26 protein-coding genes are annotated in these 25,458 nt (G+C 44.4%); 11 read left to right on the forward strand and 15 right to left on the reverse strand.

Features of this window, described 5'->3' with window-relative positions; all coding sequences use genetic code 11:
• Positions 1-5 precede the first annotated feature (5 nt).
• From LKO26_RS12115 to LKO26_RS12145, 7 genes are all read right to left on the reverse strand, one after another.
• The gene (locus LKO26_RS12115; protein WP_227588146.1) at positions 6-1,184 is read right to left on the reverse strand and encodes a thiolase family protein; all 1,179 of its coding nucleotides are present in this window, start codon (positions 1,182-1,184) and stop codon (positions 6-8) included.
• A gap of 46 nt (positions 1,185-1,230) precedes the next feature.
• On the reverse strand, positions 1,231-1,593 hold the full coding sequence (locus tag LKO26_RS12120) for a four helix bundle protein (RefSeq protein WP_227588147.1): 363 nt from the start codon (positions 1,591-1,593) through the stop codon (positions 1,231-1,233).
• Between the two features lie 92 nt (positions 1,594-1,685).
• On the reverse strand, positions 1,686-4,079 hold the full coding sequence (locus LKO26_RS12125) for a 3-hydroxyacyl-CoA dehydrogenase/enoyl-CoA hydratase family protein (RefSeq protein WP_227588148.1): 2,394 nt from the start codon (positions 4,077-4,079) through the stop codon (positions 1,686-1,688).
• Positions 4,080-4,535 (reverse strand): MarR family winged helix-turn-helix transcriptional regulator, encoded by a 456-nt coding sequence (locus tag LKO26_RS12130; RefSeq protein ID WP_227588149.1) that lies wholly within the window; start codon positions 4,533-4,535, stop codon positions 4,080-4,082.
• Between the two features lie 151 nt (positions 4,536-4,686).
• Complete coding sequence (locus tag LKO26_RS12135) at positions 4,687-5,622, reverse strand: ABC transporter ATP-binding protein (protein WP_227588150.1); 936 nt, start codon at positions 5,620-5,622, stop codon at positions 4,687-4,689.
• Positions 5,623-5,651: 29 nt separating this feature from the next.
• Positions 5,652-6,620, reverse strand: a complete 969-nt coding sequence (locus LKO26_RS12140; protein WP_227588151.1) for an iron chelate uptake ABC transporter family permease subunit — start codon at positions 6,618-6,620, stop codon at positions 5,652-5,654.
• Between the two features lie 25 nt (positions 6,621-6,645).
• A complete protein-coding gene (locus LKO26_RS12145) occupies positions 6,646-7,212 on the reverse strand; it encodes a TlpA family protein disulfide reductase (protein WP_227588152.1) in 567 nt (188 codons plus the stop codon).
• Between the two features lie 277 nt (positions 7,213-7,489).
• Between LKO26_RS12145 and LKO26_RS12150 the strand changes: the two genes are divergently transcribed.
• Together LKO26_RS12150 and LKO26_RS12155 are read left to right on the forward strand one after the other, a co-directional pair.
• Positions 7,490-8,620, forward strand: coding sequence for an iron-sulfur cluster-binding domain-containing protein (locus tag LKO26_RS12150; protein WP_227588153.1), 1,131 nt, complete (start codon positions 7,490-7,492; stop codon positions 8,618-8,620).
• A gap of 21 nt (positions 8,621-8,641) precedes the next feature.
• Positions 8,642-9,259 (forward strand): vancomycin high temperature exclusion protein, encoded by a 618-nt coding sequence (locus LKO26_RS12155; protein WP_227588154.1) that lies wholly within the window; start codon positions 8,642-8,644, stop codon positions 9,257-9,259.
• 181 nt (positions 9,260-9,440) lie between these two features.
• Here the strand turns inward: LKO26_RS12155 and LKO26_RS12160 are convergent, their stop codons facing one another.
• Positions 9,441-12,020: a BamA/TamA family outer membrane protein gene (locus tag LKO26_RS12160; RefSeq protein WP_227588155.1), complete on the reverse strand. Its 2,580-nt coding sequence runs from the start codon at positions 12,018-12,020 to the stop codon at positions 9,441-9,443.
• Between LKO26_RS12160 and LKO26_RS12165 the strand changes: the two genes are divergently transcribed.
• Positions 12,006-12,737 carry a TrmH family RNA methyltransferase gene (locus LKO26_RS12165; RefSeq protein WP_227588156.1) on the forward strand — a complete coding sequence of 244 codons (732 nt, stop codon included), beginning with the start codon at positions 12,006-12,008 and terminating at the stop codon, positions 12,735-12,737. The two genes, LKO26_RS12160 and LKO26_RS12165, sit on opposite strands and share 15 nt — an antisense overlap.
• An 11-nt stretch (positions 12,738-12,748) precedes the next feature.
• On the opposite strand, the gene LKO26_RS12170 is transcribed toward LKO26_RS12165, so the two are convergent.
• On the reverse strand, positions 12,749-14,113 hold the full coding sequence (locus LKO26_RS12170) for an aldehyde dehydrogenase (RefSeq protein ID WP_227588157.1): 1,365 nt from the start codon (positions 14,111-14,113) through the stop codon (positions 12,749-12,751).
• A 100-nt stretch (positions 14,114-14,213) separates the two neighbouring features.
• Between LKO26_RS12170 and LKO26_RS12175 the strand changes: the two genes are divergently transcribed.
• Both LKO26_RS12175 and LKO26_RS12180 read left to right on the forward strand, forming a co-directional pair.
• Positions 14,214-15,032, forward strand: coding sequence for an SDR family NAD(P)-dependent oxidoreductase (locus LKO26_RS12175; RefSeq protein WP_227588158.1), 819 nt, complete (start codon positions 14,214-14,216; stop codon positions 15,030-15,032).
• 136 nt (positions 15,033-15,168) lie between these two features.
• A complete protein-coding gene (locus LKO26_RS12180; RefSeq protein WP_227588159.1) occupies positions 15,169-15,594 on the forward strand; it encodes a T9SS type A sorting domain-containing protein in 426 nt (141 codons plus the stop codon).
• Here the strand turns inward: LKO26_RS12180 and rplI are convergent.
• The 5 genes from rplI to LKO26_RS12205 all read right to left on the reverse strand — a co-directional run bounded on the left by rplI (position 15,536) and on the right by LKO26_RS12205 (position 19,311).
• Positions 15,536-16,060, reverse strand: coding sequence for a 50S ribosomal protein L9 (gene rplI / locus LKO26_RS12185; RefSeq protein WP_227588160.1), 525 nt, complete (start codon positions 16,058-16,060; stop codon positions 15,536-15,538). The genes LKO26_RS12180 and rplI overlap by 59 nt on opposite strands.
• Positions 16,061-16,145: 85 nt before the next feature.
• Complete coding sequence (gene rpsR / locus LKO26_RS12190) at positions 16,146-16,448, reverse strand: 30S ribosomal protein S18 (RefSeq protein ID WP_227588161.1); 303 nt, start codon at positions 16,446-16,448, stop codon at positions 16,146-16,148.
• A 25-nt stretch (positions 16,449-16,473) separates the two neighbouring features.
• Positions 16,474-16,815: a 30S ribosomal protein S6 gene (gene rpsF, locus LKO26_RS12195; RefSeq protein ID WP_227588162.1), complete on the reverse strand. Its 342-nt coding sequence runs from the start codon at positions 16,813-16,815 to the stop codon at positions 16,474-16,476.
• Positions 16,816-16,984: 169 nt separating this feature from the next.
• A complete protein-coding gene (locus tag LKO26_RS12200) occupies positions 16,985-18,298 on the reverse strand; it encodes a dihydrolipoamide acetyltransferase family protein (RefSeq protein ID WP_227588163.1) in 1,314 nt (437 codons plus the stop codon).
• Between the two features lie 185 nt (positions 18,299-18,483).
• A complete protein-coding gene (locus LKO26_RS12205) occupies positions 18,484-19,311 on the reverse strand; it encodes an S-adenosyl-l-methionine hydroxide adenosyltransferase family protein (RefSeq protein ID WP_227588164.1) in 828 nt (275 codons plus the stop codon).
• A gap of 140 nt (positions 19,312-19,451) precedes the next feature.
• On the opposite strand from LKO26_RS12205, the gene LKO26_RS12210 reads away from it, so the two are divergent.
• The 5 genes from LKO26_RS12210 to LKO26_RS12230 all read left to right on the forward strand — a co-directional run bounded on the left by LKO26_RS12210 (position 19,452) and on the right by LKO26_RS12230 (position 23,460).
• The gene (locus LKO26_RS12210; RefSeq protein ID WP_227588165.1) at positions 19,452-20,411 is read left to right on the forward strand and encodes a PhoH family protein; all 960 of its coding nucleotides are present in this window, start codon (positions 19,452-19,454) and stop codon (positions 20,409-20,411) included.
• Between the two features lie 145 nt (positions 20,412-20,556).
• Positions 20,557-21,063 (forward strand): outer membrane beta-barrel protein, encoded by a 507-nt coding sequence (locus LKO26_RS12215; RefSeq protein ID WP_227588166.1) that lies wholly within the window; start codon positions 20,557-20,559, stop codon positions 21,061-21,063.
• Positions 21,064-21,091: 28 nt separating this feature from the next.
• The gene (locus tag LKO26_RS12220) at positions 21,092-21,634 is read left to right on the forward strand and encodes a porin family protein (protein ID WP_227588167.1); all 543 of its coding nucleotides are present in this window, start codon (positions 21,092-21,094) and stop codon (positions 21,632-21,634) included.
• Between the two features lie 122 nt (positions 21,635-21,756).
• Positions 21,757-22,410 (forward strand): outer membrane beta-barrel protein, encoded by a 654-nt coding sequence (locus LKO26_RS12225; protein WP_227588168.1) that lies wholly within the window; start codon positions 21,757-21,759, stop codon positions 22,408-22,410.
• A gap of 330 nt (positions 22,411-22,740) precedes the next feature.
• Positions 22,741-23,460, forward strand: a complete 720-nt coding sequence (locus LKO26_RS12230) for a hypothetical protein (protein WP_227588169.1) — start codon at positions 22,741-22,743, stop codon at positions 23,458-23,460.
• Positions 23,461-23,540: 80 nt separating this feature from the next.
• On the opposite strand, the gene ffh is transcribed toward LKO26_RS12230, so the two are convergent.
• The gene (ffh, locus tag LKO26_RS12235) at positions 23,541-24,908 is read right to left on the reverse strand and encodes a signal recognition particle protein (RefSeq protein ID WP_227588170.1); all 1,368 of its coding nucleotides are present in this window, start codon (positions 24,906-24,908) and stop codon (positions 23,541-23,543) included.
• Between the two features lie 144 nt (positions 24,909-25,052).
• Between ffh and LKO26_RS12240 the strand changes: the two genes are divergently transcribed.
• A complete protein-coding gene (locus LKO26_RS12240; RefSeq protein WP_227588171.1) occupies positions 25,053-25,451 on the forward strand; it encodes a hypothetical protein in 399 nt (132 codons plus the stop codon).
• The last annotated feature ends 7 nt before the right edge of the window (positions 25,452-25,458 follow it).

Genomic DNA, 25,458 nt, shown 5'->3' on the forward strand with positions numbered 1-25,458 from the left:
TTGGATTACAGGAGTTCAAATATGGATGCTGCGCCCTGGCCGGTGCCCACACACATGGTCACCATACCGTACTTGTTGCCGCGGAGTTTCATTTCTTCCAGTAACTGCACGGTAAGTTTCGTACCGGTACAGCCCAGCGGGTGTCCCAGGGCGATGGCGCCGCCGTTCACATTCAGAATTTCAGGATTCAGATCCAGTTCTTTACGAATGGCCACGGATTGTGAAGCAAAGGCTTCATTCAGCTCAATGAGTTCAATGTCTTTTAGCTGCAATCCGGCCTGCTTCAGTGCTTTCGGAATGGCGTAAACAGGACCCATTCCCATAATTCTGGGTTCCAGACCTGCTGCGGCATAGGCCACCAGTCTTGCTTGTGGTTCCAGACCGAGTTCCTTTACCATTTCCTCACTCATGATGATGACAAAGGCAGCACCATCACTCATTTGTGAAGAGTTTCCTGCCGTCACAGATCCGCCATTGGCAAAAACGGGGCGCAGTCTGGCCAGTCCTTCCGGTGACGTATCTGCCCGCGGGCCTTCATCTACCGCAAAGTCAAACTTTTTAGTCTGCATTTTCTGGTTTTCGTCCAGATAATTGTATTCTACGGGTATGGGAACAATCTGCGAAGTGAATTTGCCTTCAGCATTGGCTTTCAGGGCTTTCAGATGAGATTCCAGCGCAAACTGATCCTGCTCCTCGCGGCTGATCTGGTATTGCTTTGCCACTTCTTCGGCAGTATAGCCCATTCCCCAGTAATAATCGGGATTAGTTTTGGCAATTTCCGTTTCCGGAACCGGCTTGTAGCCGCCCATGGGGATATAACTCATGGATTCTGTACCGCCTGCAATGATACAGTCTGCCATACCGGCCTGGATTTTGGCAGATGCAATGGCAATGGCTTCACTTCCGGAGGCGCAATAGCGGTTTACCGTAACCCCCGGAACTTTCTCGGTATTCAGTCCCATCAGGGAGATGAGGCGGGCTACATTGAGGCCTTGTTCTGCTTCGGGCATGGCATTGCCTACAATGAGGTCATCTATTCTGTTTTTGTCGAGTTCGGGAACTGCCGCCATTAATTTTTCAATCACGGTTGCGGCCATCACGTCGGGGCGGGTAAACCGCAGCGAACCTTTGGGCGCTTTGCCTACCGCAGTTCTGTAACCTTTTATGATATATGCTTGTTTCATTTTAGATCAGGGATTTTTAGACAAGAGAGTGGAGATTCTCCTCGTTCTATTTGTTTCTATTTTTTATGTTTTCTTTAAATACGTAAACCATTTTTTGAACTTCATCTAATTTATTCAATAAGGTTTCATTGGTTTTGGGTGAAATGAAATTTAATTTTTCTCTGATAATAAGTTGCGTCTGGAGTTCATATGAAGAACCATACGCTATGTTTAAGAAATGATAAAATTCATTCTCCCTTTCTCTTCCTGCTCCTTCAGCAATATTGGAAGGGATGGACACTGCAGATCTTTTAATTTGGGAGGAAAGACCAAATTTTTCATCAGAAGGCATGTCAGACAGAGCTCTATAGACTTCTACGCATAAATCTATGGAGTCATTCCAGATTTTTAATTTTTTTATATTATGCATATTCTATTGTTTTTAAAATCAGCAACAGGAACCGGAGACAAGTAATTATAAGATCAAAAAAATCTCTCCTCTCATGTCTCCCTGTCTCTATTCTAGTTTCTCAGCGGCTTGCCTTTCTGAAGCATGTACTGAATTCTTTCCAGGGTTTTTCTTTCGCCACAGAGTTGCAGGAAGGTTTCTCTTTCCAGATTCAGCAGATATTGCTCGGTTACTACGGTAGGTTCGGATAGGTTGCCGCCTACCAAAACATGCGCCAGTTTGTCTGCAATCTTTTTGTCGTGCTCAGAGATGTAGTTGCCCGTGAGCATCTGGTCTGTACCCACATAGAACATTCCCAGTGCATCCTTGCCCAGCACTTTTACTTTTTGCTCTATCGGCTGGGTATATCCTTGTCCGGCCATCAGCAGGGCTACTTTTTTGGCCTCGGCAATCTGACGGTTTTTATGAACCACCACAATGTCCTTATGAGCCTCCAGTATGCCCATATCGTAGGCTTCGTAGGCAGAAGTGGCTACTTTTCCCATGGCAATATTCATGAACGCATCCCGCAACCGGTTGTTTTTCACATCATCCTGCTGAAAGGCTCTGGAAGTTCTCAACGTAAATTCTTTGGAACCGCCGCCACCCGGAATTACGCCCACGCCTGTTTCCACCAGACCAATATAGGTTTCTGCTGCGGCCACTACTCGGTCTGCATGCATGGTCATCTCACATCCACCGCCCAGAGTCATGCCGTGGGGAGCCACCACTACCGGAATGGAGGAGTAGCGCACACGCATCATGGACTTCTGGAAGTAGGCAATGGCCATATTCAGGTCGTCCCAGTCCTGTTCAATCGCCATCATCAGAATCATGGCAAGATTGGCACCTACAGAGAAATTGGCTGCCTGGTTTCCGATGACCAGACCGTCGTATTCTTTTTCGGCAAGGTCTATGGCGCGGTTCAGTCCGTCCAGTACTTCACCGCCCAGTGAGTTCATCTTGGAACGGATTTCGAAGTTGATGATGCCATCGCCCAGATCCTGAATGGCTGCTCCCGAATTGCTCCAGAGGGTTTTGTTTTTTCTGATATTATCCAGAATAATAAAGGCTTCCTGACCGGGTATTCCATGGTATTGGCCGGTGTTTTTGTCAATATAAATGCTTTGGCCTTCGTCATTGACTTTATAGAAGGTATCCACATTCTGAATCCAGTCGGCTACGGTATATCCGGCTTCTCTGGCCAGTTCTGCACCCTTTTGTACACCTATGGCATCCCAGATTTCAAACGGACCATTTTCCCAGCCGAATCCGGCACGCATGGCATCGTCTATTTTATATACTTCATCTGAAATTTCGGGTACTTTGTGTGAAATGTAGGCAAAAAGTGCTCCCAGGGACTTTCTGTACAGTTCGCCGGCTTTGTCTTTACCTGCTGTCAGAATTTTGAAGCGGTCAATGGGCTTGTCAATATTCTTGGTAAGTTCCAGAGTGGGGAAACTGGATTTTCCCTGGAGTTCATATTCCATGGTTTCCAGGTTCAGACCCAAGATCTCGGATTTGCCGGCGTCATTTTTTACTTTTTTATAGAATCCCTGATCGGTTTTGGAGCCGAGCCATTTCCGGTCTACCATCTGCTGAATGTATTCCGGCAACGAAAAAACGTTGTAAAATTCGGGAGTTTCCACACCGCTTTCACGTACACCGTTGGCCACCAGTACCAGCGTGTCCAGACCTACCACATCTGCGGTTCTGAAGGTAGCAGATTTGGGGCGACCGATTACCGGGCCGGTGAGTTTGTCTATATCCGTCACGTTCAGTCCCAGGTTTTTTACTTCATGCAGCAGGTTCATCATGGAGAATACGCCGATTCTGTTGGCAATAAATGCGGGAGTATCCTTGGCCTGAACAGTGGTTTTACCCAGAAATGCGGCACCGTAGTCCATGTAAAATTTCAGCACCTGCGGATCGGTATCTGCAGTGGGAATGATTTCCAGAAGCGGGAGATAGCGCACCGGATTGAAGAAATGGGTTCCGGCAAAGTGCTTTTTGAAATCGTCACTGCGGCCTTCTGTGAGCAGATGGATGGGGATGCCGGAGGTGTTGGATGAAACCAGCGTTCCCGGCTTGCGGAACTGTTCGATTTTTTCGTAAACGGATTTTTTGATGTCCAGTCTTTCTACGACTACTTCAATGATCCAGTCGGTATCTTTGATTTTTTTCAGGTCGTCTTCAAAATTTCCGGCGGTAATGCGGTCGGCAAATTTGGGGGTATAGAGCAGTGCCGGATTGGCTTTTTTCAGCTTTTCCAGATTCTCTGCAGCAATCCTGTTGCGTACAGCCTGATCTTCTTTCGTCAGTCCTTTTTTTTGTTCGGCTGCGGTCAGTTCAGACGGAACAATGTCCAGCAGCAGCACCTGTACGCCTATATTGGCGAAATGTGCGGCGATGCCGGATCCCATAATTCCTGAACCCAATACCGTAACGTGTTTGATTCGTCTTTTCATTTATTTATTTTTATGATTCAGTTCGGTAGCAATTTGTTGAATTTCATTCATCACTTCCTTAAAGGTTTCCAGTTTCTCCGGTGCGATGCGTTCTACCACACTGCGGTTAAAGTTCAGTACGGCTTCTTTGGAGATGTTACGGGAGTTCAATCCTTTTTCTGTGAGTTTGATGATGACTTCACGTTTGTCATTGGTAGTTTTCTCCTTGTAGATATAGCCGTTGTCTTCCAGCAGTTTGATGATGCGGGTGAGGGAAGTAGGCTCTATGGCCATTTTGGGTCCCAGATTCGTGCTGCGGGTGCCTTCTTTCGGGTCTATTTTCAGCAGTGTGAGCGCCTGCACTGCAGTTGCCGAATGGTCATTGGCCAGTTCCGAATACATCTTGGAAACAGATAACCAGGTGGACTTCAGTACAAGGTCTATACTGTCTACTTTTTCATTGTTGTTCTTGCTCATGTTTTCCTTTTTTGTGTTATAGACAAATATAATAAAAAATACTATGCATGCATAGTATTTTTTAATTAAAATTATAAATGTTTGATTGTTAATGTTTTAAGTAATATGTTTCCCATAGGAAAACAAGCGGAAATATTGATTTTTGAAGGAGTTAAATGCTGAATCCATCATGGTTTTGCAGCAGTTTTGCGATTTCAGCAAAGGAATTGCATTTTTGTTGCCGGGTATTACCGGAAATAAACCACGAACCATCCTGAAACTGAAATGTGAATGCCGAAAGATCTTTCTGCATATTTTTCTGCAGAAATGAATACAGCATTTCTTTCTCTGCATCCGGCGCCAGAATGGCGGGTGCTACATAGTCATCATTCACATGAAAAAGATGTGGATCTATCAGATCCCGGTTTCGGATCAGCACATCTTCGGTAATCCCGCCGGTGAGTTGCTGATCCCGCACCAGCCAGATTTTGTCTGAAAACTCTTTGGCCAGTCGCCAGTCATGGGAGGAGAAAAGAATGAGTTTATGCCGGGTACGCGCCAGATTGCGGAGGAGTTTCAGAATCATAATTTTATTCTCCTCGTCCAGATGCGTGGTCGGTTCGTCCAGAATAATCATGGGCGCATTCTGGGCCAGCGCCCTGCCTATGAATGCTTTCTGAAGATTACCATCAGAAAGCCGGTTCAGCGGATAATCCCGGTACACCTGCAAGCCCAGGTTTTCTATGATTTCTGAAACCGCTGCTTTGTCCTCATCTCGCAGTTCAAAATAATACGGATAATGGATGAATTTTCCCAATGCCACCAGATCATATACGGTATAATTTGCGGGGATATCTGCTTTGGAAAAAACCACTGCGCTTTTTTCTGCAATCTCCTGAGACGTCATCTGTTCTACCGGCTTATTGTCCAGAAATATCCCGCCACCAAGCAATGGAATCTGGTGCAGTATGCTTTTGATTAAAGTGGTTTTACCTGCACCGTTATTGCCAATCAGCAAGCAGATTTCTCCGGTATCCAGCCCGGCATTCACATCCCGGATGAGGGGCGAAGTGTATCCTATTGTGGCATTTTTAATATTGAGAAACATCCTTCGTTTTTTTTAACGGTTAACCAAATTTATTTCTTTTTGAGCATCATCAGCAAAATCACGGGGATTCCGAAAAGGGAGGTGATAACATTCAGCGGATAGCGCGTGAGTTCTGAAATAATGGAGAAGAATTCCATGATGAAGATGCCCAGCAGCATATTGAGTATCCATTGTTGCCATAATTTTGCCGGGTTATACAGCAGTCGGCAGAAATGAGGTACCACAATCCCGATGAATAAAACCGGCCCCAGAAATGCCGTTACCGATGCAGACAGCAGGGAAGATGCCAGGATGATGATGAACTTCAGCCGGGTGAGGTTTACTCCCACACTTTGGGCATACGCCGTACCCAGGGAATTGCCGATAAGCGGTCTGATGCTTTTAAAACTAAAGATCAGCCCGGCCAAAACAATGAGGGCCAGCACTGCCATCTGACTGCCGGAAACCTGATTATTGGCACCAAAACTCCAGAGTACATAATTCTTGAGACTTTGATTTTCGGCATAGACCTGCAATACGGAAATGACCGCTCCGGCCAGCGCCGAAACCAGAAATCCAAAAATAATGAGAAAGGATTTATCCTGAAAACGGTGCGAAAATCCGATGAGGATGAGCATGAGCAGGAGGCTGCCTGCAATGGCCGAAAAACTGAGGAAACTGTTTTGCAGAAAATCTGGGAGCAGCCAGTCCTGAGCAAAGAATATATAAAATGCCACACTGAGACTGGCCACAGACGTGATGCCCAGTACCGACGGTCCGGCAAGCGGATTCTGAAAATACTCCTGAAGAAGAAATCCTGAGGTGGGAATGGAAATCCCGGCCAGCAGCATAACCAAAACCCGGTTTACCCGAAGTCCCGCAATTTCTGCATGCGAACCCGTATTGCCAAAAAAATCGGCAAGGCTCAGTGGCAAAAACCCCGTATTCAGGTTAATGATCACCGAAATCAGGATTGCGGTGATGAGAAACAGGCAAATGATTTTAAAGTTTTTCTCCACAGAGCGCGCGGATTATATAAAAATATTACCGGAAAGAAGCAATTTTGGAATCCAGCATCTGTTTGCTCATCATCCCAATGGTTTCGTCGGTGCGGTCGCCTTTTTTCATCAGCGTAAACGGAATAGAACCTCCGTCCCATTCATTGAAATTGGCAGGGAAGAATTCGGGTGTCAGCAGTTCGCCGTTCAGCAGTACTATATTTTCAGACAGGTTATTTTCCTCGGCAAAGGTCTTCACTTTAGTGCCCCAGTCTTCTTTCGGATCCAGGCCTATGAAGGTGAATTTTACCGGCTGGTCTTTCAGTTCCTCCATTTTTTCTTTGAAATGAGGAATTTCCCGCATGCACGGTCCGCACCAGGTTGCAAAGAAATTGGTTACATACAGGGTATCATTATTTTTGGCCGCCAGCATTTCCGCGGTTTGCACGGGCGACCATTCTACCTGAACGAAAGGCGTAGCCGGTTCTGTGATTTCATTGGATTCCGGATAGGTTACCGTTTCTTGTGAGAAATCCTCTTCCGCAGTTTTTGCCTCTTTCTTGCAGGCGGTAAAGGTGATGGCAACCAGTAACAATGCAATTGTTTTTTTCATGTGTTCTTCAGCTTAGATTATATCTTACAAAGGTAAAAAAAGATTTTTGTTGCAGATGCACGACTTGCGGTGCTTTTCCCGGGAAATAATCCCAGTCGCTGGCCGCGGCGACGCATGTTGTGCTCAGATTTCATTCTCTATCACAGAAATTGTAATTTTAAATCATACGCCACCATTCACATCATCAGGTATTTCCCGGGATACTTGCCGGAATAATCGTTGCCAACCTGTGTAGTGGTGTGCAAAAATCACTTATTTTTATTAATTTTGACCTGCAATGGATACAGAAAAAAAATCACCCAAAATAAGACAAGTGGCTTTTCACAAGCTGCGTTTAACCCAAAAGAAAAAAATTACGGCCAATACGTTCACTCTGGATTTTGAAATTCCCGATGCGCTGAAACCTGCCTTCCGCTTTGAAGCAGGACAATATGTCACCATTAAATATCCTTCCGGGGGCGAAATTTATCATAACGACTTTTCCATGACCTCGGCGCCGCATGAGGAGCGGATTTCACTCGGCATTAAAATCAACCGTGAAGACAGTTCTACCAAAGATCTTTTCGAGGCGTTTCAACCGGGTGACCTGCTGGACGTTTCGGAGCCGCGTGGCCGGTTTACGCTGGTGTCCAAACCACATGAATTCCGGACCATCATTGGTTTTGCAGGCGGAATTGGCATCACACCGCTGCTCAGTCATTTTAAAAATATTCTGCATCTGGAACCCCGTACCCGGCTGTTTCTGTTTTACGGGAACAAAAGCAAGCAGGAAGTCCCTTTTAAAGAAGAGATCGATGCTTTGCATGAGAAGTACGCAGACCGGTTTGAAGTGCATTATTTTTATTCCCGCGAAAAGGTGGGCAATGCCTTTCTGGAAGGCCGCCTGGATGAGAAGAAAGTGGAGTTGATCATCAACCAACTGATGATGATTGATGATACCGATGAGGAATCTACCCTCTGGGATTCTGTGGATGAAGTGCTGATTTGTGGTAAAGGTGAGATGATAAAAAACCTGGCCAATGCCTGCTACAACAACGGAATTCCGAAGAAAAATATTCATTTTGAACTCTTCGAGGAGTATAATGATGATATTTATCCGGTGGAGAAGGAGTTCCCGCTGATTGAAGATATTACGCTTGACTTTAAACTCTTTAACAAAGAATATTCGGCACAGCTGAAGAACAATAAAGTAAAATTACTGCAGCAATTGCTTATAGACGGCTATCCGGTGCCTTATTCCTGCAAATCCGGAATCTGTGGCAGCTGCGAATGTATGCTGGAGGAAGGAGAAGTAGAATTGCTGGAGAATGAATACCTGACCGAGAAGGAGGAAGCTTCCGGGAAAATTCTGGCCTGTATGTCTGTGGCCATGAGCAAAAAAATAAAACTTAATTTTGATCTGATTTAGAATTACAGTAAACCAATATTGATGAAGAAACTCTGGAATCTGGTGCGCACCTCTTTATCCCTGCTGGAAGTCGGGATTTTGCTCATGATGCTTGCCAATTTCTGGGTGTTCTCACTGACCAACGGCCGTACCTACACTCAGATTTCCAAGATTCCGCACCGGGAAACCGCACTGGTGCTGGGTACCTCTCCCAGAATGAGATCCGGTGCTGCCAATCCTTATTTTCTGAAGCGTATGGATGCTGCGGCATTGCTGTATCATCACGGCAAAGTGAAACAAATCATTGTGAGTGGCGAAAAAAGTGAAGGATATGATGAACCGGCGGCCATGAAGCGTTTTTTGGTCTATCAGCAGGGTGTTCCGGAAAACATCATCATAGAAGACCCGAAGGGATTTAACACGCACCAGAGCATCATCCGCTGTAAGGAAGTTTATCAAGCGCGGGATGTCATCATTGTGTCCCAGGGATTTCATAATCTGCGGGCATTGTTTTTTGCGCGGAACAATCAGCTGAATGCACTGGGTTTTGATGCAGAAGATGTTTCCCGGCCGGAGAGTTTCTACCGCAATCAGTCCCGCGAAGTGCTGGCCCGGGTAAGCGCAGTGCTGTATTTTCTGCTGGGCATATCACCGGATTGATTCATTTTTTGATCAGGTTATGCTTATTAATCAGAGAAAGATTAATTTCTTTCGGGACGATGACCAGAGTGGTTAGTTTCAATATGACGAAATCCTGAGGAGTTTTTTTGGAGGAAAAACCTGGTGGTTTGTCCCGGGTTTATAAAATATAAAGTCCGCTTTTGCAGCAGACTTTAGTGTTTTAAAACGGATATCCGAAAGCGAAATTCAGCGTGGGTTTCAGCGGCTGAATTTTGTCGAAACGCCAGCGGTCTCCCTCGGGTTTATTCGGGTCGTATATTTTGTAGGCCAGATCTACCCGGGCGGTGATATAGGCCACATTGATTCGAAGTCCGAAACCACTGCCCAGACCCATCTGTCTGATGAATTTATTGAATTTAAACTCGTTCCCGGATCCGTTGGCACGCAGACTCCAGATATTTCCTGCATCTGCAAAAACAGCGGTTTCATACATGTCATTAATCGGAATTCTGTACTCTACGCTGGTGGTCAGCTTTACATTGTCCATCACAAAAGTCCTTACTTTCTCGTCCAGTTGGGAATCTGCCGGTCCCAGTCCGCCAAATGGTCTCCAGGCACGGATATCATTGGATCCGCCATTGAAATAAGACCGTACAAACGGCATCTGATTGGAGTTTCCGTAGGGGATGCCCACCCCAATAAACTGTCTTGCGGCGAGGGTCTGCCGGCCAAAAGTGAAGTATTTTCTTACATCAAAATCCAGCTTAATGAACTGCGCGATGGGAATATTGAAGAGTGTTTTCTGCTCCCCGGTAGTGATTCCATCTTCACTGAAACTGCCGGAGGCCAGATTCAGCAGGTTTCCGGCTACTTCCATTTTACCGTTGAAATAGAACGGATTTTCAAATTCTTTCTTTCCGATTTCATTATAAATAAAATTATAGATGAAGGAAGAAATGAGGACATCCTGAGTCTGCCGGTCTTTGTTGATGAGCGATTGCAGGAAGGTGTTGTAGGTATCCAGATCATCGCCGGCAAGTGATGCTGCAAACGAAGGATCATTGATGATGATGCTGGAGTACTGATCAGAAGTCAGTTGTCCGTCTATATACTGCTGGTTCAGCTGGGGTGAATACTGCTGAAAAATATGATTGCGGACCTCGCCATCCCGTGGGAAATATTCGTAATAGCGGTCTTTGTTGCGGGTGAGACTCAACTGGGTATTCAGCACGGTGAGCCGGTGGGTCACCACATCATTCACATTGGCATAATAATTAAGGCCGGTATTGAGGTTTACGCGGTCCATCCCGATGTTCTTCTGAAATGAAGCTCCCAAATTGATGGAAGATACGGGAGAATACCGTTTCGGGATGAGTTTGTAATAGCTGAATGGCAACAACAGCCGGGGGAAACTCAGACTGGCATTGGCCGAGAGTTCATGAGCCCAGACGCGGGTATCCAGGTCTTTGGAGTTCCGCACACGGCCCACAATCCAGGATATGGACGTATTCAGGTTTTCTGCACCGCCAAAAACATTTCTGGTGGTAAGATCCACAGACGGTGACGCTGCCAGATTCAGGAGCTGCGAATAGTTCAGGTCTGCTGCTACTTTCAGTTCATATTTCGGCAGCGGTTTCAGCAGGTAAAGTACATCAATAATGCTGTCATTTGGCGTTCCGTTGCCGCCGCGGCGCAGTGAATCTTTGGCTTTAATGACGCTGAAATTGTTCATGGCAAGGAAATTCCTGCGGGTAAGGTCCAGATTGCTCTGGTCATAGAGTTCTCCGTTTCTCAGAATCACGGCCCGCCACAGGGCATTGGTCTTATACTGGTCATCAATTTTGTGAAATCTGATGCCCCGCAGCGAATCTTTGGCGGTATTCTCCGGGAAATCTCCGGCATTGTCTACCACGGCCACATCTATATTGCCTATCGTAGATTTTTTATAGGGTGTATCTGCCGAATCGCGGTGTATTTCCAGCGTTACCGGCACATTTTTTCGGCTGGTCAGAGTATCTGCCATATAGAAAATCTCCTGCCCGGAATTGTTGAACTGATAATAACCTCTGCTGCGCATCAGGTCGTTTATTCTGCTCACTTCCTTTTCCAGTTTGGTCTGATCCAGAATTTGTCTGGAGCGCACCGCGGTTTCCTGAATTTTTTCTTCATAAATCCCTTTGATGGCCGGATCCGGAATATCATAATAATATTCGCTGATGTAGGTGGGATCGTTGGGCGTAATGAGGTAATGAACTTCTGCTTTTTTGGCAGCAGAATCCAGTTCATGGTCAAATTTTGTTTCCGCATCCCAGTACCCGCGGTACACCAGCTGCTTCCGTATGGAGTTGGCACTGGTTTCACTTTTACTCTGGTCCAGAATAACAGGAGCCTGGCCCACATTGTGGAAAAAACGGTTCCAGAAGAGATTTTTGCCCACCATTTCGGGATGGTCGTATTTAATGAACAGGGAATCCCGCAGTTTTTGATTTCTCATATCAGACGGGTAGGTCATGTATTCATTCAGAATGGTATCGTACCGCGGATCTGCCATATTGTACATCCACAGTCCCACCGGGAGAAAGAGCAGTTGTTTTCTGTTGGGTTTCTGGCTCACGTAGTCGGGTAATTCATCTTCGTGAATTTTCTCACCATCATATCTGAAATTATTTTTGACCAGTAAATATTCACCGTCCGGAACTTTTCGGGTGGTACTGCAGGCGTAAAGAAAAAAGATTACGGTTGCAGAACATAAAAATATATGATATTTTTGAAGATATTTTCCTAAATGCTTACGGCTCATACAATAAAAATATTACAGTCTCTGGACAAAAAAAAGTTTCGGCAAAAACACCAGTTATTCGTGGTTGAAGGTAACAAAATTATACGTGAACTGCCGAATTCAGGGTATAAAATTAATGAAATATTTTCTATAAATCCCATAGATTCCAATCTGCCTCATATTCCCATAACTACCATCACGGAGCGGGATTTGAACAAAATCAGTTTTCTGCAACACCCCAGGGATTCGGTAGCACTCTGTGTGCTTCCGGTTTCTGAGATGAAGCCCGAACCACCGGTGCAGCTTGTGCTGGACGGTATACAGGACCCCGGAAATATGGGAACCATTATCCGCCTGGCAGACTGGTTCGGGATTTCCCAGATCATCTGTTCGGAAGATACTGCAGATGTCTATAACCCCAAAGTCATACAGGCCAGCATGGGATCTTTTGCCCGTGTGAATGTGGTGTACACGCCGCTTCAGGAATTTCTTAACCAAACTTCCAATGTGAATCTGGGTACGGACATGAACGGCCACAACCTGTATGATTTCCGCTTTCCCGAGCGGGTGAATATCATTATGGGCAATGAAGGCAGCGGAATCCGCCCGGAGACGGAAGAGTTGCTGCAGGACGTCATCACAATTCCGCGTTTCGGGAATTCGCAGGCCACGGAAAGCCTGAATGTCTCTATGGCTGCAGGCATTATTCTGGGACAGTTGTTTGCGCACCACAGATAAATCAAAACTGCTTACATCACTTTGCGGATCCATCTCATTTTTTCGTCAGAATATGGCGGGTATTTCAAGTTGGGTTCGCCCCAGACCGCTTTGCTCAGTACTGATTTTTTATGGGAAAATGCATCAAAACCGAACGTTCCGTGGTAAGCACCCGTGCCCGAGTTGCCCACGCCGCCAAAGGGCAGATTCGGGTTGCTGAGATGCATCACGACATCATTGATGCAGCCGCCACCGAAGGATAAAAGCCTGGTAAAAAGATCCTTTTCGTCATCATTCTTGCTGAAGAGATAGGCAGCCAGCGGTTTTTCCTGTTCCAGGACTTCATTCAGGGCTTCCCGGTAATAGCGGTAGGAGCGTACGGGCAGCACCGGACCAAAAATTTCTTCCTGCATTACGGCATCATCCCAGGATACATCTTGCAGCAAGGTAGGCTCTATATAGCGTTGTGAAGCATCAGATTTTCCGCCATAATAGATCTTTTGTGGATCAATAAGCGCCTTCAGGCGTTCAAAATGGCGGTCATTGATGATGCGGGTATATTGGGGCTGCTCGGGGCCGTATTCAAATTTCTGAATATAGTGGCGCAGATACTCCAGCAGTTTGGTCTGGATTTTTTCATCTGCCAGAATATAATCAGGAGCCACACAAGTCTGGCCGGCATTCAGGAATTTTCCCCAGACAATTCTTTTGGCCGCCAGTTCCAAGTCCGCACTTTCGGTGACTATGGCCGGTGATTTACCGCCCAGTTCCAGGGTAACGGGTGTCAGGTGTTTGGCAGCGGCTTCATAAATAATGCGGCCTGTTTTCGGGCTTCCGGTGAAAAATATTTTGTCGAATTTCAGTTTCAGAATTTCGGTCATTTCTTCTACACCACCTTCAGCAACAAACAGATATTCGGGCTGAAAATGATAGTTAATGAGTTCTGCCATCAGCTTCATAGTATGCGGCGCCACCTCGCTGGGTTTAATGATGCAGGTGTTTCCGGCAGCAATGGCCGCAATCATGGGAGCCAGGGAAAGCTGATAAGGATAATTCCACGCACCTATCACCAGTGTACATCCCAGCGGTTCACTGTAAACGCTGCTGCTTCCGGGCAGATTAACCAGATTTGTTTTTACGGATCTGGGTTTGGCCAGACGGTTCAGGTTATTAGTATAGTAATCAATATCACTGTACAGGATTGCAATTTCTGTGGTATAGGTATCAAATCCTGACTTTCCAAAATCACTGTGAATGGCCTCGTACAGTTGTTTTTCGTTATCGCTCAGCAATTTTTTCAGTTGTTGCAGTTTGCTTTTTCTGAAAGTCAGATCTTTGGTTTTATGGGTTTTAAAGAATATGCGTTGATTTTCAAGTATTTGCTCAAAATGCGTCATAAGGGGTGGTTTTTCTGTACTCAAAGTTCTGTTTTTTTTATTTAAAAAGACATTGGGTATTATTAATTCAACTAAATTGGTGCCTGTTTATTATATCAATATGGATTTTAAAGATAAAACGGTACTGATTACCGGCGGTGCTTTCGGAATCGGGAAGATAATGGGTCGTAAAGTGCTGGAAAGGGGTGCTGCTCATCTGGTTATCTGGGATCTGAATCCCGAAGGTTTGCAGCAGACCGAATCAGCATTTTCAAGTCTTGGCGGCGAGGTCACGGGGATTGTGATGGACCTTTCGGATGTGAAACAGATTCAGTGGGCAGCAGCGCAGACACGTTCTGTGGCAGGTGTGCCGCATGTCATCATCAATAATGCCGGTATTGTGGTGGGCAAAATGTTTCATGAACACAGTCATGACGATATTTCCAAAAGCATGAAAATCAATGCAGACGCGCCCATGCATGTGACCCTGGAATTTTTGCCAGAGATGCTGCGCAGAAATTCGGGTGCGGTATGTACTATAGCATCTTCTGCAGGGCTGATTTCCAATCCCAAAATGTCGGTATATGCGGCTTCCAAATGGGCTGCGACGGGGTGGAGTGACAGTTTGCGGCTGGAAATGCAGCAACTGAAAAAAGATATTGCAGTGACCACGGTGATGCCTTTCTACATCAGTACCGGGATGTTTGACGGGGTGAAATCACGGGTGCTGCCGGTGCTGGAGCCCGAAAAAGCTTCAGAAAGGATTATTTGTGCCATAGAAAAGAAAACAAAATTACTGGCAATGCCCATGCCGTATTGGTTCATCCGGCTGTCTCAGGGCTTGTTGCCGCTGCCTGTTTTTGATTGGGTCATGCGCGATGTGTTCGGGATTTATGATACCATGAAGGAATTCCGGGGGCGAAAAGGGGATGGATTATAGGTTTTGTTGAGATTGAAAAATTCAAAAGTACATATAAAAACTTTCAGTGAGTGTTCAACAGGATAACCTGTTTAATAAAACCATAGCCATGGTTTTCGCATAAAATAATGTGGCCAGATTTGATTTGATGAACCCTATGTCAACTTCTGAAACAGACAGTACCAAAGATCTGGTATTGTTCAATAATCCCAACAATGGAAACTTCAGCCTGCAGGGAAGCATTCTGCAGAAAGAATTCTGTAGTGTACATATTTATGATGCTTCGGGAAGAATGGTTTTCTCCAGCCAGCTATCAAAAAACAAGGTACAGCACTTCGGTCTGGAGCATCGTTTAGCCAAAGGCAATTATTTGGTAAAGGTAAAAGGAGGGAGCAAACAGCAGCTGAAAGTTTTCAAAATGACGGTAAGTGAATTAGCAAACCGATGGTTATTTTACTCATCAGTTCATTCCATAAAAAAAACCGGTTCGTCTGAACCGGTTTTATCTTTACTGAAGGGGCTTATTAAGCTTCCTCAGTCTGAGTTTCTTCTGCAGCAGCTGCTGGTTTTGCCGTTTCCTTAGGAGCCGGAGCTTCTACAGGAGCGTCAGAAATTACATCGAACTCATAATTGTATTCCACATCTCTGTGAAGTCTCACCAAAGCGGTAAATTTACCGGTTCTCTTGATGTTGTTTCCAGGAATTTTGATGTATTTTCTGTCGATTTCAATACCTGCTTTCGCCAGTTCTTCAGAAAGGTTGGCGTTATTGATAGAACCGAAAAGCTTGTCGCCGGAACCAACTTTTGTAGCGATGGTAAGTGGAGTTTTCTTCAGTTGTTCTATAGTAGCAGTAGCATCTGCAATCAGTTTTGCTTCTTCTTCTTTTCTGGATTCCAGAGTTTCAGCCAGAGCAGTTCTGTTTTTGGGAGTAGCAAGTGCTGCATAACCCTGAGGAATCAGGAAGTTTCTTGCATATCCCGGTTTTACGTTTACCACGTCGAACTCCAGTCCTAAGTTTTCAACGTCTTTTTTTAGAATAATTTCCATTGTTGTTGTCCTTTGTTACATTCCGGATGGCCGGAACAGTTAGAATTTTAATTGATAATTCAGCAACAAAATTGCTTTATAATTTTTACTTCAGCATATCTGCCACGTAAGGCATCAGGGCAAGGTGTCTTGCTCTTTTGATGGCTGCAGAAACTTTTCTCTGATATTTCAGGGAAGTTCCGGTATATCTTCTTGGAAGGATTTTCCCTTGTTCGTTTACGAACTGAAGAAGGAAATCTGCATCTTTATAATCTACATGCTTGATTCCGTATTTTTTGAATCTACAGTATTTTTTTGCAGATTTTGTATTAATATCCAGAGGGGTAAGGAATTTTACTTCAGATTCACCACCAGCGGAGGCTTGTTTAGCCATATCATCTATTGCCATTGTTGTAATTTTTTAAGGGTTAAAATTAAGCTTTTGCAGTTTTGTTTTTTGCTCTTCTTGTCACTGCGTACTCTACTGCGTGTTTGTCCAGTTTTGTAGTCAGATAACGGATTACGCGCTCATCACGTTTGAAAGCAAGTTCCAGATCTGCTACTACAGTACCTTCACCTTTGAATTCGATCAAAGTGTAAAATCCATTCTTTTTCAGCTGAATAGGATAAGCCAATTTCTTCAGTCCCCAATTTTCTTTGGCAACGATTTCGCAATTGTGTGAAGTCAAAAGATCTTCAAATTTTTTCACTGCTTCCTCCACCTGTGCGTCAGATAGAACGGGAGTTAAAATGAAAACAGTTTCGTAATTGTTCATAATGTTAAAAAATTAGTTAATTATTTCGAGGTGCAAAAGTATCAATTATCACCGTAACATGCAAGTAAATTGTTAATTATCTGCAGGTCTTTCCAAATATTTTGGTTTCATCAGCATTCAATAAAAAACCTCCGGTGCAGCGGAGGTTCTAAATATTATGAAAGGGATATTAAATTTCAGTATTCAGATCCCAGTTTTCCAGATAATCGTGAACATGTTTCAGCATCATGCCACCCAGAGATCCGTCTACCACACGGTGGTCATAGGAATGGGACATGAACATCAGGTTTCTGATGGCAATCACATCACCGTCCGGAGTTTCCAGTATAGCAGGTTTTTTCACGATGGCTCCGATGGCCAGAATGGCTACTTGCGGCTGAGGAATAATCGGGGTGCCCATCAGGTTGCCGAAGCTTCCCACGTTAGAAATGGTATAAGTAGCCCCCTGAGTGTCTTCCGGTCTCAGTTTTTTGTTTCTTGCTCTGTACGCCAGATCGTTGATGGCTTTTGCCAGTCCGCTCAGTGAAAGCTGGTCTGCATTTTTAATTACCGGAACAATCAGGTTGCCATCCGGCAGGGCAGTGGCCATACCAATATTGATGTTTTTCTTTTTAATGATTTTATCTCCGTCCACCGATACATTGATCATCGGGAAGTCCTGAATCGCTTTCACAACCGCTCTTACAAAGATCGGCATGAAGGTGAGTCTTTCGCCTTCGCGCTTTTCAAAAAGACCTTTGTTTTTCGCTCTCCATTTTACCACATTGGTTACATCGGTCTCGATGAAGGAGGTTACGTGCGGAGCAGTACGCTTGGAGTTCACCATTGCATCTGCAATGATTTTGCGCACGCGGTCCATTTGAATAATTTCGTCTCCCTCTGAAACCGGAACCGGAACAGCTGCCGGAGCCGGTGCAGCTGCGGTTTTCTGAGGCTGAACAGGAGCTGCTGCCGGAGCAGTGCCGCGGTTTTTCACGTAAGCCAGAATATCTTCTTTTGTAATGCGGCCTTCCAGTCCACTGCCTTTGATGGATTGCAACTCGGTTTCAGAAATATTTTCCTGCTGGGCAATATTTTTTACCAGTGGCGACAGGTACAGGTCTCCGGAAAATGTTGGAGTTGCTGTGCTCAGTGGTTTTTCAAGTTCCTGAATATCTGCAGCAGCTGGTGCCGGGATTTCGGACTGGACTTCCTGGTGGGATTTGGCTTCCTGAGGTTGTGCCGCTACCGCTTCACCTTCGCCGGCAATTTCCAGGATGGCAATTGCTTCGCCTATTTTGGCTACTTCGTCTTTTTGTTTGAGAATCTTTACAATTTTCCCCGAAACCGGTGTCGGAACATCCGAATCCACTTTATCGGTAGCAATTTCTACTACGGAATCATCTTCTTTTACCACATCTCCTTCATTCACCATCCAACTGATAATCGTAGCTTCCATCACGCCTTCGCCCATCGAAGGAAGTAATAACTTGTATTCTGCCATTTTTAAATTTTAGATTTTTACAAATATATAAAAATTTGCTTAAAAATTGAGAAATCTGTAATTTTTAACAAGACAGGGGCTCTGTTCCGCATTCTAAATGGTGTGGCATCTGCTGTAAGAAAGCAATGGTGGCAAGAGATGCACACTGCTGTTCACCAAAAACGGGGAAGAGGGTGCTTGCTGCTTTAGTTCTTTTTGAACTCAATATAGATGGGTTCACCTACCTTCAGTCCGAAGAGTGTCCGCGCGCCATTTTCTGCCGTTCCCTTGTAGATGGTAAGTTCCAGCAGGCCGGAGTCATTAAAGATGGCTGCAGGTTTGCCGTGCTGTTCATGCTCGGTCTCCCAGTCGGTCACGACCCCGGTATGCGTACGGTAAATTTTGCTGAGCGCCAGCGTCCGGAACCTGATGCTGAAAGAAGTATGCAGGCTCATCATCTCATCAAAAAGTTTTTTGGTGATATTTGATATAATATTTCCGTAATTGTCTATATACAGTACTTCGCCGAAGATGAAATCGTCTTTGGATCCCGCGTTGGGAAAAGAAAGTTCTCTGGGTGTTTTGTATTTCCGCCCTATGACCTCCGGCAGGCCACCGTTCTGAAGATGCAGTGCTGCAGGCACCAGAATATCAGTGGTGGCGAAATTCACCACATCATCAAACCTTGTATTGATGGTAATTTCATAAATCTTTTCCGGTTTGATGTCGTAAAAAATGAGACTGAGCACGCCATTGTCTGCAGCCAGAAAATAATGGCCGTCTGCCTTATAGATGATGTATTTGCGCTCTTTATGGTAAGAACTGTCTACCGATATGATATGAATGCTGCCCGGTGGGAAGTGCCGGTAGGCATTGCCTACAATGTATGCTGTTTGCTGCAGGTCATAAGCTTGTATGTTATGCGTAATGTCCACAATCTTCGCATCAGGATTTCGAGACAAAATGCTGCCCTTTATGGCGGCCAGTCTGTAATCTGTATATCCGTAATCTGACGTTAAGGTAATAATAGGCATTTGTGCAGCAGAAAAATAGTAGTGAAGTGCAAAAATAGTTTAAATATTAGAAAACGAAAGTCATTGTGGATAACAAAAATTTCCTGGTTTCAAAATTAAATGATACATTTAAAAACTGAATCAATTATAATAATTACCGGATGTTTGAACTCAATTATGATCTGGAGGGTATCGATCCTAAAATATTTTACGGCGTCAATAATCAATTTTTTAATCTCATAAAATCTACCTTTCCCACCTTGAAAATCACGGGCAGGGATCACCAGATTTTTGCCATGGGAAATCAGGAAACCCTGGATGTCTTACGGCTGAAACTGGATGATATTGTAAGTTTTATCTCCAAAAATCACAGCATCACGCTGAAGGATGTGGAAAATATACTTCATATAAAAGATGCTGCAGAGAAAGAACTGGTTTTTGACCAGGATATTATTGTAAAAGGGGTCAACGGAAAAGTCATCAAAGCCAAAACCACCAATCTGAAAAAACTGGTGCGCGAAAGCGAGAAGAAAGACATGGTTTTTGCCATCGGTCCAGCCGGTACCGGCAAAACCTATACCTCTGTAGCACTGGCTGCCCGTGCCTTGCGGGATAAAGTAGTGAAACGCATCATCCTGACCCGGCCGGCAGTGGAAGCCGGTGAAAGTCTTGGATTTCTGCCCGGCGACCTGAAAGAAAAAATGGATCCCTATCTTCAGCCTTTATATGATGCCTTGCGGGACATGATTCCGCATGAAAAGCTGGAAGGGTTTATAGAGAAAAAAATAATCGAGGTGGCACCGCTTGCCTTCATGCGCGGGCGTACGCTGGATGAAGCTTTTGTCATACTGGATGAAGCCCAGAATACCACCCATTCGCAGATGAAAATGTTCCTGACTAGAATGGGGATGAATGCCAAATTCATCATCACCGGAGACCCGAGCCAGGTAGATTTGCCCCTGAAACAAAAATCCGGACTGAAGGAAGCCATGAGGATTCTGAAGGATGTGAATGAAATCGGTTTTGTACATCTCACCGAGGAAGATGTGGTGCGTCACCCGGTAGTCCGGAAAATTATCCACGCCTACAGCCGGGAGGAAAAACGAATGAAGGATGAGTAACGCCGGAATTTTTCGCATTTACTTTAAATATTAAAGTAAATATTATATCTTTTTCAGTAATTTTTATATAATCATCTGATTTTGCACAGATGGTCTTTACCCTACGCTTTCTATGTTTATCTTTGCCCCTAAATAAAGAAGGACTATGAGAAAGTTATTATTAGGAGCTGCGGTCGTTTTATCTGCAACCGCTTTTGGCCAGAGAGCACAAAAAGGAGATTTACAACTCAATGCAGGTCTGGCGTTTCCGCACCGGTATGCAGATAATGTAGGTGTGTATGCAGGACTGGATTACGGAATTCACCCGGATGTAACCTTGGGAGTTGAAGCCCGTTTCGGATCCAAACATTATGATAATTACGCAGACGGAAGATGGTTCGGAATCGGATTCAACGGAAACTACCACTTCAATACGCTGATTGGCATCCCAAACAACTGGGACTTCTATGCCGGTGCTACTATTGGGTTCAATACATTCAATTATGACCATCCGGAAAATGACAACTGGCGCAGGCCACACCGTTCTGAAGCAGGATTTTCTGCACAGGTAGGCGGCCGTTACTTTATCACCAATAATTTCGGACTGAACGCCGAGGCTAATGCCGGAACTGTGTTCAATGGAGGTAAGTTCGGAATTACCTATAAATTCTGATTGATTTAAATTTATATATCATTTTAACATGAAAAAGATTTTCATTGCAGGTGCTGTGGCACTTTTCGGAGCGGTAAATGCTCAGTCGTTTGGGGTTAAGGCTGGCCTCAACATTACTAATATAACCAATCTGGAAGCCGATGCCAAAGTAGGTTTCCACGCAGGTGCTTTCATGAATATGCCGCTGGCTTCCAGTTTCAGTATTCAGCCGGAGGTTCTGTATAATGGCAAAGGTGCCAAGGATGGTGATGCGTCAGTGAATCTGGATTATATTTCTGTGCCGGTGATGTTTCAGTACAACGCTATGCCCAACCTTTATCTGGAAGCAGGACCGGAATTCAGTTTTCTGGTAAGCGCAAAAGCAAAAGCAAACAGCGTAAGCCTGGATATTGATGACGCTGTAAAATCATTTGATTTCGGCGTGGGAATTGGTGCAGGTTATTACTTTACACCAAACATCGGGGTCAATCTGAGATATGTTGCCGGCTTCACAGATGCATGGGAAGATAACTTTACTGATGATGCTTACCTGAACGGTGCGTTCCAAGCAGGATTGTCCTATAAGTTCTAAAAATGACCTATCTTATAATTGAAGCCTCCGCAAGGGGGCTTTTTTAGTGATAAATATCAGTATTGAGGGCTGTGTTTCACGATGTTTTTAGTCTTACATTTGCGGCCTGAAAATTAATTATTATGAAAAAGTTATTATTGGTTGCTGCTATGGCAGTATTCGCAGGAGCAAATGCTCAGATGCAAAAAGGAAGCTGGGTGGTAGGTGCCTCTACAAATCTTGGATTCAACAGTGTAAACACGAATTCTAAAGCTACTTTCGGTGGAGTTACTGTGGAAGAAGATGCTACCGTAAATACATTCAACGTAAATCCTTCTGTAGGTTATTTCGTGATGGACAATCTGGCCGTGGGTCTGGATTTTGGTTACACCAATGCTTCACAAAAAGAGGATGATTACAAATTCATTACCAGTACGGTTTCTGTAATGCCAAATGCGACTTACTATTTCTACAATGAAGGGAATTTTATTCCTTATCTGGGTGCAGGTGCAGGATATGCTGCGGTAACGTACAAAGAAAAAGAAAGCGGTTCTTCTTACTCTGAAACCTACGACGGATTCGCTTGGAAAGGTAAAGGTGGGGTAGTATACCTGATCAATAAAAACCTGGGTCTGGATCTTGGTCTTTCTTATACGCAGTTCAACAACAAGGAAACTGACACGGTTATGGGATCTACTGTTACTCAGAAAAATAAAGTTGGAACTTTCGGTGTAAATGTAGGTTTCTCTATCTTCTTAGGAAAAGGTAAAAATGCGAATAACGCAGAAGTAAAATAATTCAATCATCGGTTTTCCGATATGATATAAGTCCCGGGTCATGCTGATCCGGGACTTTTTTTGGTCATTTTTTTGGAAATTAAACGATTCTGGTTTGTTAATTTTTTTAACACGCATGTTAATAAGTGTTAAATAAATTAATTCATATATTTTTATGAGTCAAAACAATGCTTTAAAATCTAGTTTTTAATGTGTTTTTTAAATCATGTAATCTGCAAAAATTAAGTACTAAATTCGTTTAATGTGTAAAAATAAATGTCTTTTTTATTTGAGTTTGCAAATATAAATTATTAATTTTGAGAAATACAAACTAACCTAAAAAGTAAACTTATGAAAAAGAATTATGTGATGTCTTTGTTCTTATGCGCCGGAATTTTTGCATCGGCGCAAGTGGGAATCAATACCGAGACGCCGGAGGCGACTCTGGATGTAAACGGAAATGTAATCGTTCGGACCGTGAATACTGCCGGTTCCGCTGCGGATTATGATTTTCTGGTGGTAAACAGTACAACCAATGAGGTTCAGAAAATTACAGGCAACCTTGCCGCAACCAACGTCAATACCACGATGGCGAAAGCGGTAGAGAGCGATGGCGTGAGTCTTTTGTCTGGCGGTGCCTATGCCGGATGGGAAAGAATCGATTTTGGAGGCGGGCACGTTCCTATTAATCCCGGAAATCATTTTGATGCTGCTACTGATGTGTATACAGTTCCGTCCACGGGTGTGTATGCGGTAAATTTTGAATTCCGGTATGGAAACGGGGTGCAGTTGCAGCTGCTGAGCTTTGGTGGCAGTCCCCGCGTAGGAGTTCTGAAGCAGGGTGGACCAGACGGCTACACCGTAGTTGATGAACGGGTTTTTAGCGGAGCTAATGTGAATTTGTTCGGCATCGGAGCCCTTAGCGTCACATTGAGTTCAGTATCCATGAATTCGCTCTATCAGTTTACGGCAGGAGATGTTTTGTCTTTCGAAGTATTCCCCGGCGGTATTTCCCTGGACCTGCTGGGCGACAGCTACACCTCTGTTACCATCCATAAAATTTCAGATTAAGCTCCCATAAACACTTGATATAGAAAATCCCGGACCGCTGAAGCGGTCCGGGATTTTTATCGAATATTCATGTATAAATCTTATCTTCCGAAGAGATTGCCGCCCATGCCCGGCATTTTTGGCATTCCCTTACTCATCATTTCCATCATCTGTTTTCCCTGAGGACCCTGCATCATTTTCATCATTTTCCCCATTTGTTCAAACTGCTTCATGAGGGCGTTCACATCCTCAATCTTTCTCCCTGCACCTTTGGCAATTCTGTGTTTGCGCTGAGTATTGATGATAGATGGTCTTCTTCTTTCCTCCGGCGTCATGGAGTGAATGATGGCTTCTATGTGCTTGAAGGCATCATCGTTAATATCCACATCCTTGATGGCTTTCCCTACACCGGGAATCATCCCCATCAAATCCTTCATATTCCCCATTTTTTTAATCTGATTGATCTGTTTCAGGAAATCATCAAATCCAAATTCATTTTTGGCGATTTTTTTATGAAGTTTTTTGGCTTCTTCTTCATCAAACTGCTCCTGGGCTCTTTCTACCAGGGAAACCACGTCACCCATCCCCAGAATTCTGTCTGCCATCCTTTCCGGATAAAACAGATCCAGCGCTTCCATTTTCTCACCGGTAGAGATGAATTTTATGGGTTTTTCTACCACAGAACGTATGGTAAGTGCAGCACCCCCGCGGGTATCACCGTCCAGTTTGGTCAGAACCACACCGTCAAAATTCAGGGCATCATTAAATGCCTTGGCAGTGTTAACCGCATCCTGTCCGGTCATGGAATCTACAACGAACAAAGTTTCGTCCGGCTTGATGAAATAATGAACCGATTTAATCTCGTTCATCATCTGCTCATCAATCGCCAAACGACCTGCGGTATCCACAATCACGACATCATGATTGTTTTCTTTGGCAAATTTTACGGCATTTTCTGCAATGGAAGAAGGGTTTACAGCACCTTCTTCTGTATATACCGGTACGCCAATCTGGGTTCCCAGTACTTTAAGCTGTTCTATTGCTGCCGGACGATACACGTCGCAGGCTACCAGTAAAGGTTTTTTATTCTTTTTGATATTCAGATAGTTGGCCAGTTTTCCGGAAAAAGTGGTTTTACCGGAACCCTGCAGACCTGCAATGAGAATAACGCTCGGTTTCCCGGCAAGGTTAATGCCTTCCTGGGTGCCACCCATCAGTTGTACCAGTTCATCATGTACAATTTTGGTCATCAGCTGTCCCGGAGTCAGAGACGTGAGTACGTTTTGGCCCAGGGCTTTTTCCTGAACTCTTTTGGTAAGGTCTTTGGCTACTTTATAGTTAACATCGGCATCTACCAGCGCGCGGCGTATTTCTTTTACCGTTTCGGCCACGTTGATTTCCGTAATCTTTCCTCTTCCGGAAATATTGTGCAGTGCTTTGTCTAATTTATCCTGTAAACTGTTGAACATTATCTTTACATTTTTAAAGGTTTGCAAAAATAAGCAAAAATAGAGAAACACAGAAAGATTGCCGCCAAAGTTTAATATCCTTACTTTTGCAGCGGCTTTGCTCATCCGGGCAGGGCAGAAATAAAAAAAAGTAAATCCGTATTTATGAAATTGAGTGCCCAAACCTTGTACATTCTGTTGTTTTTTCTGCTTTTTGCAGTGCATTACGGACTTTGGAATTATCTGGAGCTGGATTACCGGGAGGTTTTCATCAGGTATTATATGGCTTTGTCTGTACTGTTCATTATGGTGATTACAGTTTTGTATGCCATGAAACTGCTGTATCCGGATTATATAGGGTTTGGATTTCTGGGTCTGATTCTGGTCAAAATTTCCTTAATGTTTCTGTTTATGGGCAAGCTGAAGCTTTCTGAAGTGCCGGATTATAAATTGCATTTCATCTTTCCTTATCTTTTTGCATTGCTGCTGGAAACCCTGTTTGCGGTAAGGTTAATTCAGGATCAGGCAAAAGGTGAAAAAAATCAGCAAAAGGAAGTTGACTAACTCAAAT

The organism is Chryseobacterium sp. MFBS3-17 (genome assembly GCF_020687745.1).
In the GTDB taxonomy this organism is placed as follows: domain Bacteria; phylum Bacteroidota; class Bacteroidia; order Flavobacteriales; family Weeksellaceae; genus Marnyiella.

Bases quoted from the DNA above. Each gene is read 5' to 3' on its own strand.
- LKO26_RS12115 (WP_227588146.1), bottom strand. From the start codon at position 1,184: ATGAAACAAGCATATATCATAAAAGGTTACAGAACTGCGGTAGGCAAA.
- LKO26_RS12120 (WP_227588147.1), bottom strand. From the start codon at position 1,593: ATGCATAATATAAAAAAATTAAAAATCTGGAATGACTCCATAGATTTA.
- LKO26_RS12125 (WP_227588148.1), bottom strand. From the start codon at position 4,079: ATGAAAAGACGAATCAAACACGTTACGGTATTGGGTTCAGGAATTATG.
- LKO26_RS12130 (WP_227588149.1), bottom strand. From the start codon at position 4,535: ATGAGCAAGAACAACAATGAAAAAGTAGACAGTATAGACCTTGTACTG.
- LKO26_RS12135 (WP_227588150.1), bottom strand. From the start codon at position 5,622: ATGTTTCTCAATATTAAAAATGCCACAATAGGATACACTTCGCCCCTC.
- LKO26_RS12145 (WP_227588152.1), bottom strand. From the start codon at position 7,212: ATGAAAAAAACAATTGCATTGTTACTGGTTGCCATCACCTTTACCGCC.
- LKO26_RS12150 (WP_227588153.1), top strand. From the start codon at position 7,490: ATGGATACAGAAAAAAAATCACCCAAAATAAGACAAGTGGCTTTTCAC.
- LKO26_RS12155 (WP_227588154.1), top strand. From the start codon at position 8,642: ATGAAGAAACTCTGGAATCTGGTGCGCACCTCTTTATCCCTGCTGGAA.
- LKO26_RS12165 (WP_227588156.1), top strand. From the start codon at position 12,006: ATGCTTACGGCTCATACAATAAAAATATTACAGTCTCTGGACAAAAAA.
- LKO26_RS12160 (WP_227588155.1), bottom strand. From the start codon at position 12,020: ATGAGCCGTAAGCATTTAGGAAAATATCTTCAAAAATATCATATATTT.
- LKO26_RS12170 (WP_227588157.1), bottom strand. From the start codon at position 14,113: ATGACGCATTTTGAGCAAATACTTGAAAATCAACGCATATTCTTTAAA.
- LKO26_RS12175 (WP_227588158.1), top strand. From the start codon at position 14,214: ATGGATTTTAAAGATAAAACGGTACTGATTACCGGCGGTGCTTTCGGA.
- LKO26_RS12180 (WP_227588159.1), top strand. From the start codon at position 15,169: ATGTCAACTTCTGAAACAGACAGTACCAAAGATCTGGTATTGTTCAAT.
- rplI (WP_227588160.1), bottom strand. From the start codon at position 16,060: ATGGAAATTATTCTAAAAAAAGACGTTGAAAACTTAGGACTGGAGTTC.
- rpsR (WP_227588161.1), bottom strand. From the start codon at position 16,448: ATGGCAATAGATGATATGGCTAAACAAGCCTCCGCTGGTGGTGAATCT.
- rpsF (WP_227588162.1), bottom strand. From the start codon at position 16,815: ATGAACAATTACGAAACTGTTTTCATTTTAACTCCCGTTCTATCTGAC.
- LKO26_RS12200 (WP_227588163.1), bottom strand. From the start codon at position 18,298: ATGGCAGAATACAAGTTATTACTTCCTTCGATGGGCGAAGGCGTGATG.
- LKO26_RS12205 (WP_227588164.1), bottom strand. From the start codon at position 19,311: ATGCCTATTATTACCTTAACGTCAGATTACGGATATACAGATTACAGA.
- LKO26_RS12210 (WP_227588165.1), top strand. From the start codon at position 19,452: ATGTTTGAACTCAATTATGATCTGGAGGGTATCGATCCTAAAATATTT.
- LKO26_RS12215 (WP_227588166.1), top strand. From the start codon at position 20,557: ATGAGAAAGTTATTATTAGGAGCTGCGGTCGTTTTATCTGCAACCGCT.
- LKO26_RS12220 (WP_227588167.1), top strand. From the start codon at position 21,092: ATGAAAAAGATTTTCATTGCAGGTGCTGTGGCACTTTTCGGAGCGGTA.
- LKO26_RS12225 (WP_227588168.1), top strand. From the start codon at position 21,757: ATGAAAAAGTTATTATTGGTTGCTGCTATGGCAGTATTCGCAGGAGCA.
- LKO26_RS12230 (WP_227588169.1), top strand. From the start codon at position 22,741: ATGAAAAAGAATTATGTGATGTCTTTGTTCTTATGCGCCGGAATTTTT.
- ffh (WP_227588170.1), bottom strand. From the start codon at position 24,908: ATGTTCAACAGTTTACAGGATAAATTAGACAAAGCACTGCACAATATT.
- LKO26_RS12240 (WP_227588171.1), top strand. From the start codon at position 25,053: ATGAAATTGAGTGCCCAAACCTTGTACATTCTGTTGTTTTTTCTGCTT.